The organism is Serratia rhizosphaerae (assembly GCF_009817885.1).
GTDB classification, from domain to species: domain Bacteria; phylum Pseudomonadota; class Gammaproteobacteria; order Enterobacterales; family Enterobacteriaceae; genus Serratia_B; species Serratia_B rhizosphaerae.
Genome location: NZ_CP041764.1, coordinates 2,930,053 through 2,945,633 on the forward strand (window position 1 = coordinate 2,930,053; position 15,581 = coordinate 2,945,633).

The following is a 15,581-nucleotide window of genomic DNA, read 5'->3' on the forward strand; positions in this document are numbered from 1 at the left end:
ATGGGACGTATAAATACCAAAAATATTGACCTGGGGAGCGCATTGCTCCTGCAGGGCAAGACCGCAGTAGGCACTGATAGTAATGCTCCCGCTGAAGGGGCATTACCTGCCACGGAAATGCCGATGGTGCTGACACTGGACGACGTCAGTCCTTTCCCGGATAACCCAAGAACCTCCCGTAATCCACGGTATGAGGAAATTAAAGCCTCAATCCGGGCGCGTGGCCTGGATACGGTACCTAAAATCACTGCAGATCCTGATCGTCCCGAGCTGGGTTTCTTCTTTAGTGACGGGGGGAATACTCGTCATCAAATTTTGTCTGAATTGTGGCAGGAAACCGGGGATGAACGGTTTTACCGTATTTCCTGCATGTTTAAGCCCTGGCCGGGCCGTTTATCATGTGTGATAGGTCATTTGGCTGAGAACGAAGTTCGCGGTGAATTGAGTTTTATTGAGAAAGCATTTGGTATTAAGAAAGCCCGCGCTATTTTTGAGGAAGAACTCGGCAGGGCAGTATCATTACGTGAGCTCTCCGCATTATTAGGTGAAGCAGGTTATCCTGTTCATAACTCCAATATTAGTCGCATGGAAGATACGGTTAAATATCTGTATCCATTTATGCCTTTGCTTTTGGAATCTGGGGTCGGAGCACCCCAAATAAGGGGACTGTTAGCCTTGCGAACTGGTTCTGAAAAAGTATGGAAGCTTTTTTCAAATGATATTAAATCTACAACTTCATTTGCTGAGGTTTTTGGTTCAGTCTGCAGCCAATTTAATGATCCGGATGCGTATTCATTAGAGATGCTCCGTGATGAGTTAATTGGCGCCTTGGTTAAAGCTCTCCCACATCCCTCTTTGAATTACGATCGCTGGCTTCTCGAGCTGGATCCCAAAGAGCAGAATCGCCGGCAACAGCTTGGTGAAGAGCACCTGCAAAGCGTGCCTAATTTTGCCGTTCAGCCAAGGGTTGGATCACCCGTTGATGGCAGTGGCGAAATTGATAGCAGTGCAGCAATCCCGTTATCTTCCTCTGATGCACCTGTGCCGGGTACGTCGGCTTTGACGCTGAGCAGCGCACTGGATGAACAGGAAGGTGAAGAGGACTCATCCGACGCTGAGCCTATTTCTTCCGGATCTCCGCGCATTGAAACCCAACATGACCTGTATGGTGCGCCGCCGGTTCTGTCCGGAGATGTTGACGAGCAGCCCTCACCAGGCATGTCCGGAACAGAGGCTGCAGGGGTAGGGCAACCTGCGCAACCGTGCCCTGTAGCACCGGAAGTTACCCCGAACGCAGAGGGATCAGAAGTCGCTTTCGCTGAAGAAGGGCTTGAACCAGTGGTTTCTGTCTGGGCCATCCCGGCCCTTCAGGATGACATTGAACACCTGCAGGGCATGGCTTATCGCCTTGCTTTCGAACTGGCCGAACAAGCCGGCTGCGAAACTGAGCTCAAAGCCGATAAGGCAACGCTGATTGCGGCAGGGTACTGCCTGGCCACACAGCAGTCATCCCCATTCACTGCATTACTTCTCTCACTGACTGGGCCGGCCCCGGCCAATGAAGCCTGTTCATTAAGCGAGGCGTTGATTGGTGCTGCTGATGGCGCCGGCTTCCCGCTGCTTGATGATGTCCATGCCGTGAAGTTTCTGCGCCTTGTTCGCGTTCTTCGCCGGCTGCGTGAGCTGCAGCGTGATGTGGACACTGACACCGGGGAGGACGCATGACTGTCACTATTGAGCGTTTGCAGGCCTTTTTGGCAGCCCCCTCAGCCGGACAGGATGTGCATGAGATGGCGTCGGAGCTGTTGGCTGTCAGGGCGATCACCGCTTGTTATACCAAAGAGGGCCTGAGTGTCCTTTTGGAAACATGCAACGTCCTGATAAACAGAAAAAACACCTCTGGTTACTCGGATAATCTCAGAGAGATTGCACGCGTAGCCCATGGGCTCTTGGCCAACTGGGAGAACAATTAAATGAGCCATTTACAACGACAGGAGCGGCTGGTGAAACTGGTCCGCAAGCTCCTTGAACTTGCTCGGAGCAATAGTAATGCCCATGAAGCAGGACAGGCATTGTCCCGCGCTCAGAAGCTGATGGCGAAGTACGGGATCACGGAGCTCGAGGCGAACATCTCCTCTATTCAACAGGCGCCAACCCAGGGCGCGCCATCTCAGTCATGGGACAAAATCCCGGAGTGGATGAGCCTGTTGACCTGGACCGTCGCCAATGCGTTCGGCTGCCGGCACTACTTTTCTTCCTTTGAAAGCCGAACCGGGTTAAAGCGTCGCAACGTCACGTTCTACGGCTTCAGTGAACGTCCTGCCGTTGCTGCTTATGCCTTTGATGTGCTTAGCCGCCAATTGAAGGATGCCACAGCCGCATACCTGAAAACCCAGAATAAGCGCCTGAAAATGGCGACGCGCCGGGCGCGAGCAGAGCAGTTCCGTGCGGGTTGGGTCGAAGGCGTCCGCCGAATTGTCGATGTTTTCAGCGTATCGGAGCATGAACAAGAGCTGATGTCTGCGTGGTTGGAACAACAGGGTATGAGCACGCTGAAAACCCGCTCTGTAAAACAATGTCGCGGTGATGCCATAGCGCGCAGTCAGGGCTATCTGGCAGGACAAAATGCTCGTCTGCATCACGGGGTTGACGGTTGTGGACCTGTAGGTATTGGCTACAGCGCCGGGGAGGACAAATGAATAAAAGCCCCCTGACCAACGGACACATCGAGATATTTTCAACTTTTATGACGGTTGTTCTTGTTTTATACGCCGGCGGTGCGATTGTCCTTTTTTATAATCAATTGCGTTTAAAACTACGGACACGGGAAAAAGGTTGGCAGGTTTCTTTATTACCTTATTTGCTCTTGTTCTTACCGGTTGTGGCGGCAATATTCGTCGTGCTTGGGAGGTCTTCGTGAATCCTGCGCTGATTGTTATCTGCTTTTGTATTGTCATGTTTTTTCTAATGGCGTTTCGAGATACGGATTTAAAGCGTCTTATCAAGGACAAAGACAACTTTTTTTTGCAGCCTCTTTTATTTTTTCGGCCTCTTATATTGTTTTTTCTGGCGGCGATTTTTGTGTTGGTCGCGGCTCTTATTAATTTGTTCACCAGGGGGTACTACTAATGAGTAACAGCTTGTCACAGGCAACAAACAGCCTGCTCACGCAGCTCGTCATGGAGCTCAAATCCGGCTATATCCGCCGCTGTGAGTCTCTCGGACTCACGCCAGAGGAAATGCAGATGCTGAACGGTCTGACCGTCGATGATCTGTATTACTTGCTGAACAGCTCCGTCTCGGTGCTCACGTTCCAGATCCATCACGAGAATTTCGCCTTGATGCTGCAACAGGCCCGTCGAGAACAGCAACGGATGCAACGTATCGACCGTGCACTGGCGCTGGGCGGTTCTATCGAGATGATGCAGCACTTTTTCGGCCTGTCCAGTGTCGAGGTCTCTGCACGCCGGCGTATGACGGGGATCCAAATCCGCCAGGGACGGTGTTCGACGCTCAGTGATGAGGACAATGCATCACTGTGGCGCCAGTGGCAGAAGGCGGACATCGATGATCCGTCCAGCGCTGACGGCCTGGACGTCATGATGCTCGCGGCCGAGCAGATGGATGTGTCGTTAACAGCGGTCTGGCACGCGGTGCGCAGTTTTGATGGTGCACAGACTCGCACGGTCCGTAAAGCGATCCAGGCCGTACGTAACAAAGCAGGTGTCGGGGAGGAGCTTGTAAGGAGGTCAGCATGAAGCCGTTAGTGTTGATGCCGGGGCTATATGCCCCGCGTTCCGCCCCTCCTGCTTGTCAGAAAAAAGCGCGGGAACAGGTGAGACGTTTTCGCCAGGGGGAAAGGAATTACAAGGCACTGCATGTAAAGGGTAAGCACCGCAGTAGCCGTGCCTGGATGAAGATCAATATTAGTGACAGTTGGCGTTTGCTTAGCAGAAACAGTGGTGTTGATTGGGAGCTGCTGACCCACGAACGCTACAACAATGAATTATGGAAATGATGACATTCACCCTGTGCCTGCCTGCCTGGCGGGCACAGGCCTGAGTGCCGTTAGGCGATGTGTAGCACAGCTGCACGACAAATGATTGTGGCCACGCTTATCGGGCGTGGGCGAAAGGATAAGGATGCGCAAATTCGATGAGCATAAGCAAAAGACCCGATGACAGCCTGATCACTTATACGATTGAGCAGATGAATGCCCGGCTGGCTGAGCGAATATGCGACGAAAACCAGGCAGGCTCTGCCGATTTAACAAATCTGCGTAGTGGCCTGCTGTTCACCGGTAATGTCCACGATGCGGTACCGCGCCGGTTGATGCTCGACACGCGCCTATCTCCACTGGATAAAGTGGCGTGGATGATGATCCGCCTCTATGCCCAGCAGAACCAACAAAACCAGGGAGCCATGTTCCCGACCTACGACGAACTGCAGTTGCAGTTAGCGTCACCGTTCAAGGGAAAGGCATCGCGTGAAACGGTCAGCCGGGTTTTATTGATGTTGCGACTGACGGGCTGGTTGAGCCTGTGTCGCCGCGTGCGTGACAGTAAAGGGCAGATACGCGGGAACATTTATTCTCAGCATGATGAGCCGCTCTCAGCCTGTGATGCTGAAAGTCTTGATCCGACCTGGCTTGATACGGTTGCGGCAGCCTGCCAGCACAAGAATCGGGCTGTCAGTCAGACGGCCTGGTCAGTGTTGTCCGACATCCGAAACGACCCGACGATGCGTCATTATCACTCGCAACTGAATGTGATGGCGCAGCGTCTGGGCGCTCCTCAAACCCCTCAAGAGATGGCCGCGCAGATGACATTGCGTGAAGAAAATGCCGGCAGTTCGGTAACCGAACCCAGTGAAAAATACCCCGGTTCGGAAACCGAACTCAGTCAATTTAAGCCGAGTTCGGTATCCGAACTGGGTGAAACACGAGGTAAGAAAATACAGAGTTCGGACTCCGAACTAAGTCTAAAATCAACAGGTTACAGTAAGTCTGCGAAACCGAACTGTAACGTACGTTCTTTCACACAAAGTGTGAATAAAAAAACGTACGTTCCGCGACTGCCTGAGGCATTGCAGCAACGCATACCTGAGGCTGACCAGCAGCAAATCCATGCCCAGTTGCAGGCTTTACCCGAAGACGTTGCCCGTCAGGTACTGGAGAATTTGAGTGCCGCATTGGCTCGAGGTGAGGTGAGTAACCCAACCGGCTGGCTGTTCAGCATGATGAAACGTGCCCGTAACGGGGCTCTGTTTGCCACCACAACGGCCTCAAAGCCGGTAAAAACGGAGCCTGTACGCCCGCAGCGCCCTGCAGAAACGTCCCGAAAAGCGCCTGGCCAAGTCGCAACACGCGAACATGTCAGTGCCCTGGTGGCGAAGCTACGGCAGGGGATGGCCCGAGCCAGGAACGGAAAGTGAACTTCACATCGGAGCGTGATTTGAAGGCTTTGGTGCTGGCAGTGCCAGCAAGGCTAAAAACTAAACAGTCATGGCCCGAGCCAGGAGCGGAAAGTGAATTTCACATTGGAGCGTGATTTGAAGGTTTTGGTGCTGGCAGTGCCAGCAGGGTTAAAAAGTAGACAGTTATGACCCGAGCCAGGAGCGGAGAGCGAATCATATTTTGGAGCGCGATTTGAAGGTGTGTAGTGCTGGCAGTGCCAGCAGGGTTAAAAAGTAGACAGTTATGACCTGAGCCAGGAGTGGAGAGCGAATCACATCTTGGATCGCGATTTGAAGGCGTGTAGTGCTGGCAGTGCCGGCAAAGTTGAAATCTGCACAGTTCAGATTTCTGTTTACGAAACAAAAAGAGTTTTGGATTGCTGGAATAAGGTGCTGCCGGGACTATCTCAAGCCAGACATTCCAGATATATCCTCAACAGGAGAAGGAGCCACAAATGGCAGACACGACCGAAAGTGCACAGCGCAAGCCCGCGCAGTCAAGGGCTGGGGCCCTCAAGTCCACGCTGACGGTACAGTTACACACCCAATATGCCATCCTGCTGTGGGAAGGGCGCCAGCGAGATAAAGAAGCCAATAAACCCCAAATCGTCGGTATGCCGCAGGTGATTGCGCGAGCCGGCAAAATCAATGCCGATTCAAACGATGATAACCCTTACGCCGACCATGCCATGCTGTTACTTGAAGAGGCGATCGAGCGCGGTACCGGACGGCTGCAATCGGCCGTTGCCGACCTGGAAAAAACCTTGTCCAGCTTGCCTGGACAGGTATCAATGTCAGAGGTTGCGTCGGTTTCTCCTCTGAACATCGGTGTTTTTAGCCGAACGCCACTGGGTTATCGTTGCGTTTGGCTGCTTGTTGGGTTTGACCAACTGGCGATGAAAGCCTTCCAGGCCTGGCATTATGGGCTGATCTCCCGTCAAAAACGTGATGATTTACTGAGCCAGGGCGGGCACTGGGTTCGCCAGGTTTATGGTGTTGTTCAACAATACCGTTCGGTCGCAGCGACGCGTGATGATATTCGACTGCAAACCCCTGCCGGCATTGATGCTGTAAAACGCCTGGGGCAGCCTGATGCTGACATCATGAGCGGGGCCAAACGCTCTGCTTTTTCTCCTGCACTTCGTCCGGCTAAAGGAGATCCAGCATGAGTAATGACAGCTTGAAGTCCTTACGCTCCACGGTTGCCGTCTGCCTGTTCGGAAGTTTTCTGCTGTCAGGGTGTTCGATGTCAGATGTGACTGAGTGGAATCAGAAGATCAGCGATGCTGCACATTCTATTGCCAGTGGTTCGGGGACGAGTTCTGATCCCGGTGGAATGCCTTGGATGACCAAGGCCGGTGCTACCGGTCCTCGCAAGGATGTTCAGCATACCTACAAGCTTCCGGTGGATGTTGATACTGCGGCTGCTCGATTGAAAAGCCACTATCAGTTTATCACCACTGACGAGCTTGAAAGTCTCCGTCAGCGCGATCAGTACGGCGACTGGAGCGCCGGCTCTATTGACGAGGCACGGCCGGAATGGGCTGCAGAAAAGGGCAGTTACTACAAGATGGGCCAGGAGTGGAAGGATAACGATCGCCTGATGCTGGAAGTCGAGAAGTCCGGTGCCGGCAGTCGCCTGAAGGTCACCTACAGCTCACCGGACAGCACCCACTTGACCGACGCCTATCTGCGCCGCCTGATGACCCAGGTGCAGCAGGTTGCCAAAGGCCAGCGCTGACGGAGGCGATCCGATGCAACTTTACCTGTGTGAAAAACCGTCCCAGGGAAAAGACATTGGCGCCGTTCTGGGCGCCAACCAACGCAAGCAGGGTTACCTGACCGGGGCAGGTGTGATTGTTACCTGGGCTATCGGACACCTGCTGGAGCAAGCTCAACCTGAAACCTATGGTGAACAGTATGGCAGTCCCTGGCGTGAGTCGGTGCTGCCTATTGTCCCAACGCAGTGGAAAATGGTGGTTAAGAAAGATACCGCTGACCAGTTTGCCGTTATCCGTGGTCTGCTCAAACAGGTTGATTCGGTCGTGATCGCGACGGACGCCGATCGGGAAGGGGAGGTGATAGCGCGCGAGCTGCTGGAATATTGTAAGTTTACCGGCCCGGTTGAGCGGCTCTGGCTTTCGGCGCTGGATGAAACCAGCATTCGCCAGGCCCTGGCCAACAAGCTGCCGGGCAGCAAGACAGCTCCGCTTTATGAAGCCGGTTTAGCCCGCGCGCGCGCGGACTGGATGACCGGCATGAACCTGACCCGGCTTTATACGCTGAAGGCGCGGGAACAGGGTTATGGCGAGGTCTTGTCTATCGGCCGCGTTCAGACGCCGGCGCTGGCGCTGGTCGTCAACCGCGACCGTGAAATCGCTAATTTCGTCTCAAAGCCCTACTGGCAGGTTCAGGCCACACTGCAAAAGGACGGCATCAGTTTCCCGGCCAGCTGGGTGCCGGCGGCCAATTACTGTGACGAAGAAAAGCGCTGTATTCACCAGAACGTTGCCCAGGCGGTGGTGCAGCTCTGTCAGCAAACCGGGCAGGCGGTGGTGCTGGATGTCGGTACCGAGCGCAAGAAGGAGTCAGCGCCACTGGCGTTTGATCTCGGTTCACTGCAGCAGGCCTGCTCACGTAAATGGGGGATGGGCGCTAATCAGGTATTGAGCATCGCCCAGTCACTGTACGAAACCCATAAGGCGACAACTTATCCGCGGACAGACTGCGGCTACCTGCCAACATCAATGCAGGCTGAAATCCCGGATGTGCTTAATGCCATTACCCGGACGGACCCTATACAAAGCGCGGTGATTGCCTCGCTGGATACCGGTTTTGTCTCCCGTATCTGGAATGACAAAAAAATCACGGCGCACCACGGCATTATCCCCACTAAGCAGGCATTCGACCTGAGCAAGCTGTCAGCTGATGAACTGAAGGTCTATCAACTGATACACCAGCACTACCTGGCGCAGTTCCTGCCGCTGCATGAGCTCGATGTCACGGAAGCGACGTTTAATGTCGGTGGCCAGCTGTTCCGCACGCGAGGCAAGGTAGAAGTGATTGCCGGCTGGAAAGCACTGTTTCAGCGGGAGGAGCGTGACGATAAGGAGAAACAGGACGATTCGGCGGAGGCACGCTTGCCAGCCCTGGAAAAAGGACAGCCTTGCACTGTTGCCAGCGCTGAACTTAAAACGCTGCAGACCAAGCCGCCGAGTCATTTTACTGATGGCACGCTGATAGCGGCAATGAAGAACGCAGCGGCGTTTGTCAGCGATCCGCAGTTGAAGAAAGTGCTCAAGGAGAATGCAGGATTGGGGACAGAAGCGACCCGGGCCGGTATCCTGGAAACGTTGTTTAAACGGGGTTATCTGGAGAAGAAGGGGAAATTTTTGCTGTCGACGCCGATCGCCGGCGAGCTGATTGATGCCTTGCCGACAGCACTGACGAACCCGGGCATGACCGCGCTTTGGGAGCAGGCGCTGGATGAAATCGCCCAGGGAAAAATGACGCTCTACACATTCATGGACCGTCAGGCACAGTGGGCGACACATCTGGTCGACAAAGGAAAGACACAAGCGGTTAAATTCACTGCGCCGCCATCTCCTCCCTGCCCATTATGCAGCGGTACCATGCGCCGGCGCACCGGTAAGAAGGGGGGCGGTGCATTCTGGGGCTGCAGCAACTACCCGACCTGTCAGGGGATCATCAACATCGATGCCAAAAGTGGCGGTAAGGGTAAGCGTTATAAGGGAAAATCGGCGGCTAAAAATAAAACAACCAGATCAGAGTAAGAGATTGTCTGATGTTAATCCCGGAAAGTTTTGCTAAGGTTAGCTGGCTTTCTTATGCAGAATGCACAGGTACCCCGTAACTGCGGTGGTGGAAAAATTCTTCCATGGTTTTTTTCTGCTTCAGTTCGGTCAGTGACCCCCACACTCAGGTTGACTGACAAGGCGCAAGCAACTCCGTGAAAAACGCGCCGGGACACTAGGTTCTCCCCGGAGTTAGACAGAATATTCATCAGGTTAAGGTACTGACCCCGCGGCGTTGATTTTCGGATCAACGCCGTTTTTATTTTCTGGCTCGCAAAAATGATCATTACGGTTGACACTCACTTAACTTGCATTAAAAATGAACAGGATTATTTGTTGTCTTCGGACAACCAGCCAATGCTTCAGCACTCTGTGAGAAGCGCCTTCGGGTGAGTGCCAACCAAAGTTTCAGCGGTCTGTGAGAAACGCCTTCGGGTGACTGCAAATAGCCTCGTAGCCTGAAAGAGGAAGCCCCAGTGGCGGTAACCCTGTTTAACCTTTGAGAACAGGGATCACTGAACGGTGATGAAGGTCCATTTCACAATTCAGACAGTCTGCACTGACGTACGACTTTGCAGACTCCCGACGGGAAACACTTTTCCCGTCAGGGAAGGTGTATTTCTCCGTCACCGAATCTACACTCCATGGAGAAAACATCATGTCTACCCCAGCTCAAACTCAACAAAATGCCACTAAAAACACTGAATACTTCAACCTGACCATCAATGGTATGGGGTATCTCAGTAATGTTCGCCAGGTTAATGGTCCTAATGGCACTTTTATCAGCTGTGTTGTTAATGCACTGTCCGGTCCTACCGATAACGCCAGCTATACGCGTTTCGATTGTACCGTTGCAGGCAAAGAAGCAAGCAGCCTGATTAATCGTTGCCAGAAAGCCTGTGACGAAGACAAAAAAGTTCTGATTGGTTTTGTGCTCAGCAATCCCAAAACGGACATCTTCACGCTCAACAGCGGCGAACATGCCGGTGAACAGCGTGTCAGCCTGAAAGCACGCCTGATTCGTATCGATTGGATCAAAATCGGCCAGGAAAAGGTGTACCAGGCTGAAAAATCCTACTCTCAGCCGCCTCAGCAGGGTTCTGCGCAGCCAAGCTACGCTGAAAACTCCTTCTGATAACGCCTTCTCACGCCCCTTCCCGGGGCGTTTTTCCCTTTCCCATTTATGAGGATTCGATTATGGCGTCTCGCGGCGTAAACAAAGTGATTCTTGTCGGTTATCTGGGCCAGGATCCAGAAATCCGTTACATGCCTTCCGGTGGCGCAGTGGCTACGTTGTCACTCGCAACCTCCGAAAGCTGGCGTGATAAACAATCCGGTGAACAGAAAGAGAAGACCGAGTGGCACCGTGTTGTGTTGTTCGGGAAACTCGCTGAAATAGCCGGTGAATACTTGCGTAAAGGTTCGCAGGTCTATATCGAGGGTCAACTGCGGACACGCAGGTGGACCGATTCGGACGGTGTTGACCGTTACACCACTGAAGTGGCGGTCAATGTCGGTGGGTCGATGCAAATGCTGGGCGGCCGTTCTCCGGATAATGCCTCTGGCCAACGCAGCCAGAACAGCTGGGGCAAGCCTCAACAGCCAACCCACAGCGGCACGCCGCCTAAACAGCCTCAAACACAGGCTCAGTCCGGCGGGAATGAACCACCGATGGACTTTGACACTGACATACCGTTCTAAAAAATACTATAGACCTTTTTGTCAATTTTTAACCTGTAAGCCCCGTTAATCGGGGCTTTCTTTGTTTTTGGGAGTGGAGGAGTCTGACTGGGAGCTTTTGGGTTATCAGTTACGTCGAAGCTGGGTGGTATGTTATACCGAAACAAATGCTCTAAACGCGTAGTTCCTGCTCTGTCATTAACTTTTATCTTACGGCAGTGTAGCCGAGTAGTGTATGTCCACATTTCATGATGCAGTATCAACGCCAAAAATGTTATTAATGTCAACGGAATCAGAAAGATGAATTTTAACCTAATAGGGTAGGAAAAATGCTGTCGTCAGACCGTATGGTGTTGTACTAATCAAACGAATCGACCCAGTTCCCTTGAAAGAAAAGGATGAAATGATGCCTGTGATCACGCGGCTGATGCTGCAAAATTTCAAAAAATTTTCGGCTCTAGATCTGAGCTTTTGTGCGGATCGAAATGTTCTTATAGGAGATAATGAATCGGGGAAGAGCAGTATTTTACTTGCTTTAGATCTGGTACTCAGCGATAGCAGGTATCGAGTGGAAACTTTGGGGGTGGAAACCCTATTGTCACAGTCAGCGGTTGATGGTTTTTTGGCTGGAGAGCGTCGCATTGAGCAGCTTCCCGTGCTCACAGTTGACGTATTTCTCAGTGCTGGTACTAATCCAGATTTGAATGGCCGCCAGAACCTCGCGGATATTGACGCGGACGGACTGAGGATGCGTATTGCCCCAATGATCGATGAATATGGGCAGGATATCAGTCAGGTGCTTCAACATAATCCGTCAATCTTTCCTTTCGAATACTATTCCGTAAAGTTTACCACTTTCTCTGGCGGCCATTATGCAGGGTTCAGGCGCTATCTGCGTCATTTGCTGCTCGATAGTGCACGAATCGACAGTGAGCATGCCGCTCAAGAATATACGCGAGCAGTTTACAATGTGAATGTCCCCGTGTCTGAGCGTTATCGCTTGGAAAACAGTTACCGACAGCAGAAAAATCACTTTTGCGAACAGCAGCTCTCTGTAGTCAATGATGCTCTGGAGCTGTATCGGTTCGGCATTCGAGCTGGTACAAAATCGGGTCTGGAGGCGAATTTGGATATTACAGAAGAAGGTATTTCGATACGCAATCGAGGTAAGGGCCGGCAATGTTTCATCAAGACAGAATTTGCCCTGAGGCGACATCAGCAACAGGGAGAACTCGATGTGCTACTCCTTGAAGAACCTGAAAACCATATGAGCCACCTGAGTATGAAGAAGCTTGTAAGTCAACTTGCAACAGATCGCCAGACTCAGCTATTCATTGCCACACACAGCAGTCATATTTCTTCCCGTCTCGATCTACGTAAAGCCATCCTTCTCGGAGAGGCCGGGAAGGTACTGCTCAACGATCTTTCTGCTGATACAGCTGCCTTCTTTATCAAGGCACCTGATAATAATGTGCTGGAATTTTCATTGTCAAAACGCGTGTTACTGGTTGAAGGTGACGCTGAATTCATCCTAATCGAATACTTCTATCATCTTTTGCACGCTAGGAAACCTGAGGATGATGATGTGCATATTATTGCTATCGGTGGGACGAGCTTCCGCCGGTATTTGGAATTGGCCAGACTATTGGGTACTCGGGTCGCTGCACTGAGGGATAACGATGGGAAATATCAGCAGAACTGTGCTGAACGTTATGCGGATCTCCTCAGCGAGAACATTCAAGTCTTCGCCGATCCGGACGATACTCGGTCCACATTTGAAATAAGCCTTTATCAGGATAATCGTGATCTCTGCGAGGAACTCTTTGGCCAAGAGCGCCGTAGGTTGACGGTTCAGGAGTATATGCTAGCTAACAAAGCTGAGGCGGCATTCAGACTGTTACAGCATGACAAGATAATGAACGTACCAGGTTATATCCAGGAGGCACTAACATGGATAAGAGGGTGATTTTTGCCGTCGCAGGTTCAGGCAAAACGACACTTCTCAAAAACAGTCTCAGGGAAACCAGCCGCACGCTGATCCTGACGTACACGGTCAATAATGAGGAACACCTTCGTTCCAGTATCATCAGCCGGTTTGGTTTTATACCGGAAGGTATCCGCATAATGACCTGGTTTGAATTTTTATACGCGTTTTGCTGCCGTCCTTTTTTACAGGATCGACTGACCACGCGTGGGTTGAGTTTTGTTCAGCCACCTCTAAGGATACCACGAACCAACCGGCAACATTACCAAGATCGAGGAGGGCGACTGTATCACCGACGCCTTGCACATCTCCTGACTGAAAGAGGGTTGTTATCGGCCATCTGTGAGCGTCTTGTGCGTTATTACGATGAGTTATTTGTCGATGAAGTTCAGGATTTTGCCGGGCACGATTTTAATTTTCTGTTGGGGCTGTCTAGAGCTGATTTGTCTGTGCTTTTTGTGGGGGATTTTTACCAGCATACTTTTGATACCAGCCGGGATGGTAATATCAATGCGACACTTCATAAATCTATTGACCAATATGAAGGCCGCTTTAGGGCTTCAGGTATGACGGTCGATAGCGAAACACTCAGTAGAACATGGCGCTGCTCTCCGACCGTTTGCGAGTTCATTACGGGGCAATTGAATATTCATATTACTGCTCACGGAACGCACAGTACTAGTATAGAAATGGTAAACGATGCTGAACGTGTTGCCGCCCTACATGCAGATGATTCTGTGATAAAACTCTTTTATCGAGAACACTATCGATACGGTTGCTACTCGATGAATTGGGGAGCAAGTAAAGGGCTGGATCACTTGCAGGACGTTTGTATTGTCTTTGGTGCCGATCATTGGCGCAAACTGGGACAACAAACCCTGAAGGACCTGCCTCCATCTTCCCGTAATAGGTTGTATGTTGCATGCTCCCGCGCACGGGGTAATATCTATTTTGTCGAAGAAGCTAATTTACGTCAGTTCAGACGTTGAGCACGGATTGCCATAATTTTTGTGTTCTGACTAGCGGTCAACTTTGCTGTATCCGGTTTGTTAACCTTTTTGTTATCGAACGCGGCATTGATGTGACTGCAAAGATAGACCTGACAGAACGATGATGAATGCTGGTGTTATGAAACAGTGATGCAGACCTTCGGGTCTGCATTTTTTTTATTTTCAATAAAGAGTTGTTAATTGAGAGGGAGGGGCGGTAACCGCACAGTGGCACCTGTTTAGTCACTGTACAGGAACCTCCCGGATGAAAAAAACACTTGTAGTCTCTGCCCTGGCAGCCGTCATCCTGACGGGCTGCACCACGCAACAACCCTTGCAGCAGCGTGATGCGTCACTGGTCACGCCGCCTGTCACCGTCTCCCGCAATGTCCAGCCGGTTACCCCGGATGCATACGGCCAGGCACCGGAAGTCGTGCGCTATGACCGCTATCTGCTGGTCAGCACCGATCCGGCCGCTGTCCAGCGTGACCCGCTTTCTCAAATCATCGATATCCGTATTCCTGCCTCCGTCAAACCGACGGTGGCCGATGCGCTGAGTTACTCACTGCGCCAGTCCGGTTACACCCTGTGCGCGACTGGCCCGGCCAACGGCGTGTTGTATCGCCAGGCACTGCCGGCGGTGCAGTACCAGCTGGGGCCAATGCGTCTGCGCACCGCGCTGCAGGTCCTGGCGGGGCCGGCATGGCAGCTTGAAGTTGACGATGTGCAGCGCGTTGTCTGCCACAGCCTGCGGGACGGTTACCAGTTGCCGGCCTCTCAGCTGCCACCGTCGCCAACGCCACGTGTCTATCACGCTGCGCCGACCACAGCACCTGCAGGCACGATGGTGCCGCCGGCGATTAAACCTGTGTCTTCAACCGGAGGATGGCTGAAAAAATGACCGAGCATAACGAAGAAATGATCCCGATGACGCCGGCCAAAAAAGGATTGCTGCGTAGCAAGACCTTTTGGCTGGTGACGGGCGGGGTGGTGGTGGTTCTGATTATCGGCATGGTTGGTGTCGGCGCCGTCAAACACGTTGACCAGCGTATTGCCCAGCTGGAGACGGCGCAAAAAGCGCTGGCCCCTCAGGATGACATGACCTCGATGGCGGATGTGGTACAGGCGCATGCCAAACAGCTTAAAGCCCTGACAGTACGTCTGAACACACTCAACGACGAGATGACGGGACTCCGGACCACTAACAGTCTGCCCGAAAAGCTTGAGCAGCAGCTGCAGGCGCAGCAGGTTGAACTCAATGCACTCAAAGACAGCCTTGAGGCGCTGAAAAAGTCAGCGGCAACGGCGCCGGCAGAAAAAACGGCCCCTGCCGGCAAACCTTCTGTTTCCGTCCTGGCCGCACCCTCGGCAACGGCAAAAATCACCCCAAAGCACAAACCTACGCCGATTAAATCTTCCCCGCGTAAAGCGGTACGCCGTGTGGCGCGTAAAGCGCCATTCGTGCTGACCGGGGTGGAGCAGCGTGGGACAGCGGCCTTTGCGGCCGTGGCGCCGCAGGGATTCAGTGACCTGTCGCAGGTTCGGCTGATTGGGGAAGGCGAGTCCGTTGCCGGGTGGACGTTGGTCAGTGCCGGCCACGGTCAGGCGACGTTCCGTGTCAATGGTCGCCTGCAGACCGTCAGCGCGCAATAAGGAGCA

Annotated in this window: 16 protein-coding genes; all 16 read left to right on the forward strand. The window is 52.5% G+C overall.

Annotated elements, in window-relative coordinates; translation table 11 throughout:
* The 16 genes from FO014_RS13675 to FO014_RS13750 all read left to right on the forward strand — a co-directional run bounded on the left by FO014_RS13675 (position 1) and on the right by FO014_RS13750 (position 15,575).
* The gene (locus FO014_RS13675; protein WP_160029918.1) at positions 1 to 1,725 is read left to right on the forward strand and encodes a ParB family protein; all 1,725 of its coding nucleotides are present in this window, start codon (positions 1 to 3) and stop codon (positions 1,723 to 1,725) included.
* On the forward strand, positions 1,722 to 1,973 hold the full coding sequence (locus FO014_RS13680) for a hypothetical protein (RefSeq protein ID WP_160029919.1): 252 nt from the start codon (positions 1,722 to 1,724) through the stop codon (positions 1,971 to 1,973). The genes FO014_RS13675 and FO014_RS13680 overlap by 4 nt, the downstream gene beginning before the upstream one ends.
* Complete coding sequence (locus FO014_RS13685; RefSeq protein WP_160029920.1) at positions 1,974 to 2,699, forward strand: DUF2786 domain-containing protein; 726 nt, start codon at positions 1,974 to 1,976, stop codon at positions 2,697 to 2,699.
* Complete coding sequence (locus FO014_RS13690; RefSeq protein WP_160029921.1) at positions 2,696 to 2,920, forward strand: hypothetical protein; 225 nt, start codon at positions 2,696 to 2,698, stop codon at positions 2,918 to 2,920. Before FO014_RS13685 ends, FO014_RS13690 begins: the two co-directional genes overlap by 4 nt.
* 208 nt (positions 2,921 to 3,128) lie before the next feature.
* Positions 3,129 to 3,758, forward strand: coding sequence for a DUF2857 domain-containing protein (locus FO014_RS13695; protein ID WP_160029922.1), 630 nt, complete (start codon positions 3,129 to 3,131; stop codon positions 3,756 to 3,758).
* Positions 3,755 to 4,018 (forward strand): ParE family toxin-like protein, encoded by a 264-nt coding sequence (locus FO014_RS13700; protein ID WP_160029923.1) that lies wholly within the window; start codon positions 3,755 to 3,757, stop codon positions 4,016 to 4,018. Before FO014_RS13695 ends, FO014_RS13700 begins: the two co-directional genes overlap by 4 nt.
* A 137-nt stretch (positions 4,019 to 4,155) precedes the next feature.
* Complete coding sequence (locus FO014_RS13705) at positions 4,156 to 5,433, forward strand: STY4528 family pathogenicity island replication protein (RefSeq protein ID WP_160029924.1); 1,278 nt, start codon at positions 4,156 to 4,158, stop codon at positions 5,431 to 5,433.
* Between the two features lie 476 nt (positions 5,434 to 5,909).
* The gene (locus tag FO014_RS13710; protein WP_160029925.1) at positions 5,910 to 6,623 is read left to right on the forward strand and encodes a PFL_4669 family integrating conjugative element protein; all 714 of its coding nucleotides are present in this window, start codon (positions 5,910 to 5,912) and stop codon (positions 6,621 to 6,623) included.
* A 77-nt stretch (positions 6,624 to 6,700) separates the two neighbouring features.
* Complete coding sequence (locus FO014_RS13715; protein ID WP_425500812.1) at positions 6,701 to 7,195, forward strand: hypothetical protein; 495 nt, start codon at positions 6,701 to 6,703, stop codon at positions 7,193 to 7,195.
* Positions 7,196 to 7,208: 13 nt separating this feature from the next.
* Positions 7,209 to 9,248 carry a DNA topoisomerase III gene (locus FO014_RS13720; protein WP_160029927.1) on the forward strand — a complete coding sequence of 680 codons (2,040 nt, stop codon included), beginning with the start codon at positions 7,209 to 7,211 and terminating at the stop codon, positions 9,246 to 9,248.
* 679 nt (positions 9,249 to 9,927) lie between these two features.
* Positions 9,928 to 10,404, forward strand: coding sequence for an STY4534 family ICE replication protein (locus FO014_RS13725; RefSeq protein WP_111736420.1), 477 nt, complete (start codon positions 9,928 to 9,930; stop codon positions 10,402 to 10,404).
* Between the two features lie 62 nt (positions 10,405 to 10,466).
* On the forward strand, positions 10,467 to 10,970 hold the full coding sequence (locus tag FO014_RS13730) for a single-stranded DNA-binding protein (RefSeq protein ID WP_160029928.1): 504 nt from the start codon (positions 10,467 to 10,469) through the stop codon (positions 10,968 to 10,970).
* Between the two features lie 385 nt (positions 10,971 to 11,355).
* The gene (locus tag FO014_RS13735) at positions 11,356 to 12,915 is read left to right on the forward strand and encodes an ATP-dependent nuclease (protein ID WP_160031413.1); all 1,560 of its coding nucleotides are present in this window, start codon (positions 11,356 to 11,358) and stop codon (positions 12,913 to 12,915) included.
* On the forward strand, positions 12,900 to 13,922 hold the full coding sequence (locus FO014_RS13740) for a DEAD/DEAH box helicase (RefSeq protein WP_160029929.1): 1,023 nt from the start codon (positions 12,900 to 12,902) through the stop codon (positions 13,920 to 13,922). The genes FO014_RS13735 and FO014_RS13740 overlap by 16 nt, the downstream gene beginning before the upstream one ends.
* 265 nt (positions 13,923 to 14,187) lie before the next feature.
* On the forward strand, positions 14,188 to 14,823 hold the full coding sequence (gene pilL2 / locus FO014_RS13745; protein WP_160029930.1) for a PFGI-1 class ICE element type IV pilus protein PilL2: 636 nt from the start codon (positions 14,188 to 14,190) through the stop codon (positions 14,821 to 14,823).
* Complete coding sequence (locus FO014_RS13750; protein ID WP_160029931.1) at positions 14,820 to 15,575, forward strand: hypothetical protein; 756 nt, start codon at positions 14,820 to 14,822, stop codon at positions 15,573 to 15,575. Before pilL2 ends, FO014_RS13750 begins: the two co-directional genes overlap by 4 nt.
* The last annotated feature ends 6 nt before the right edge of the window (positions 15,576 to 15,581 follow it).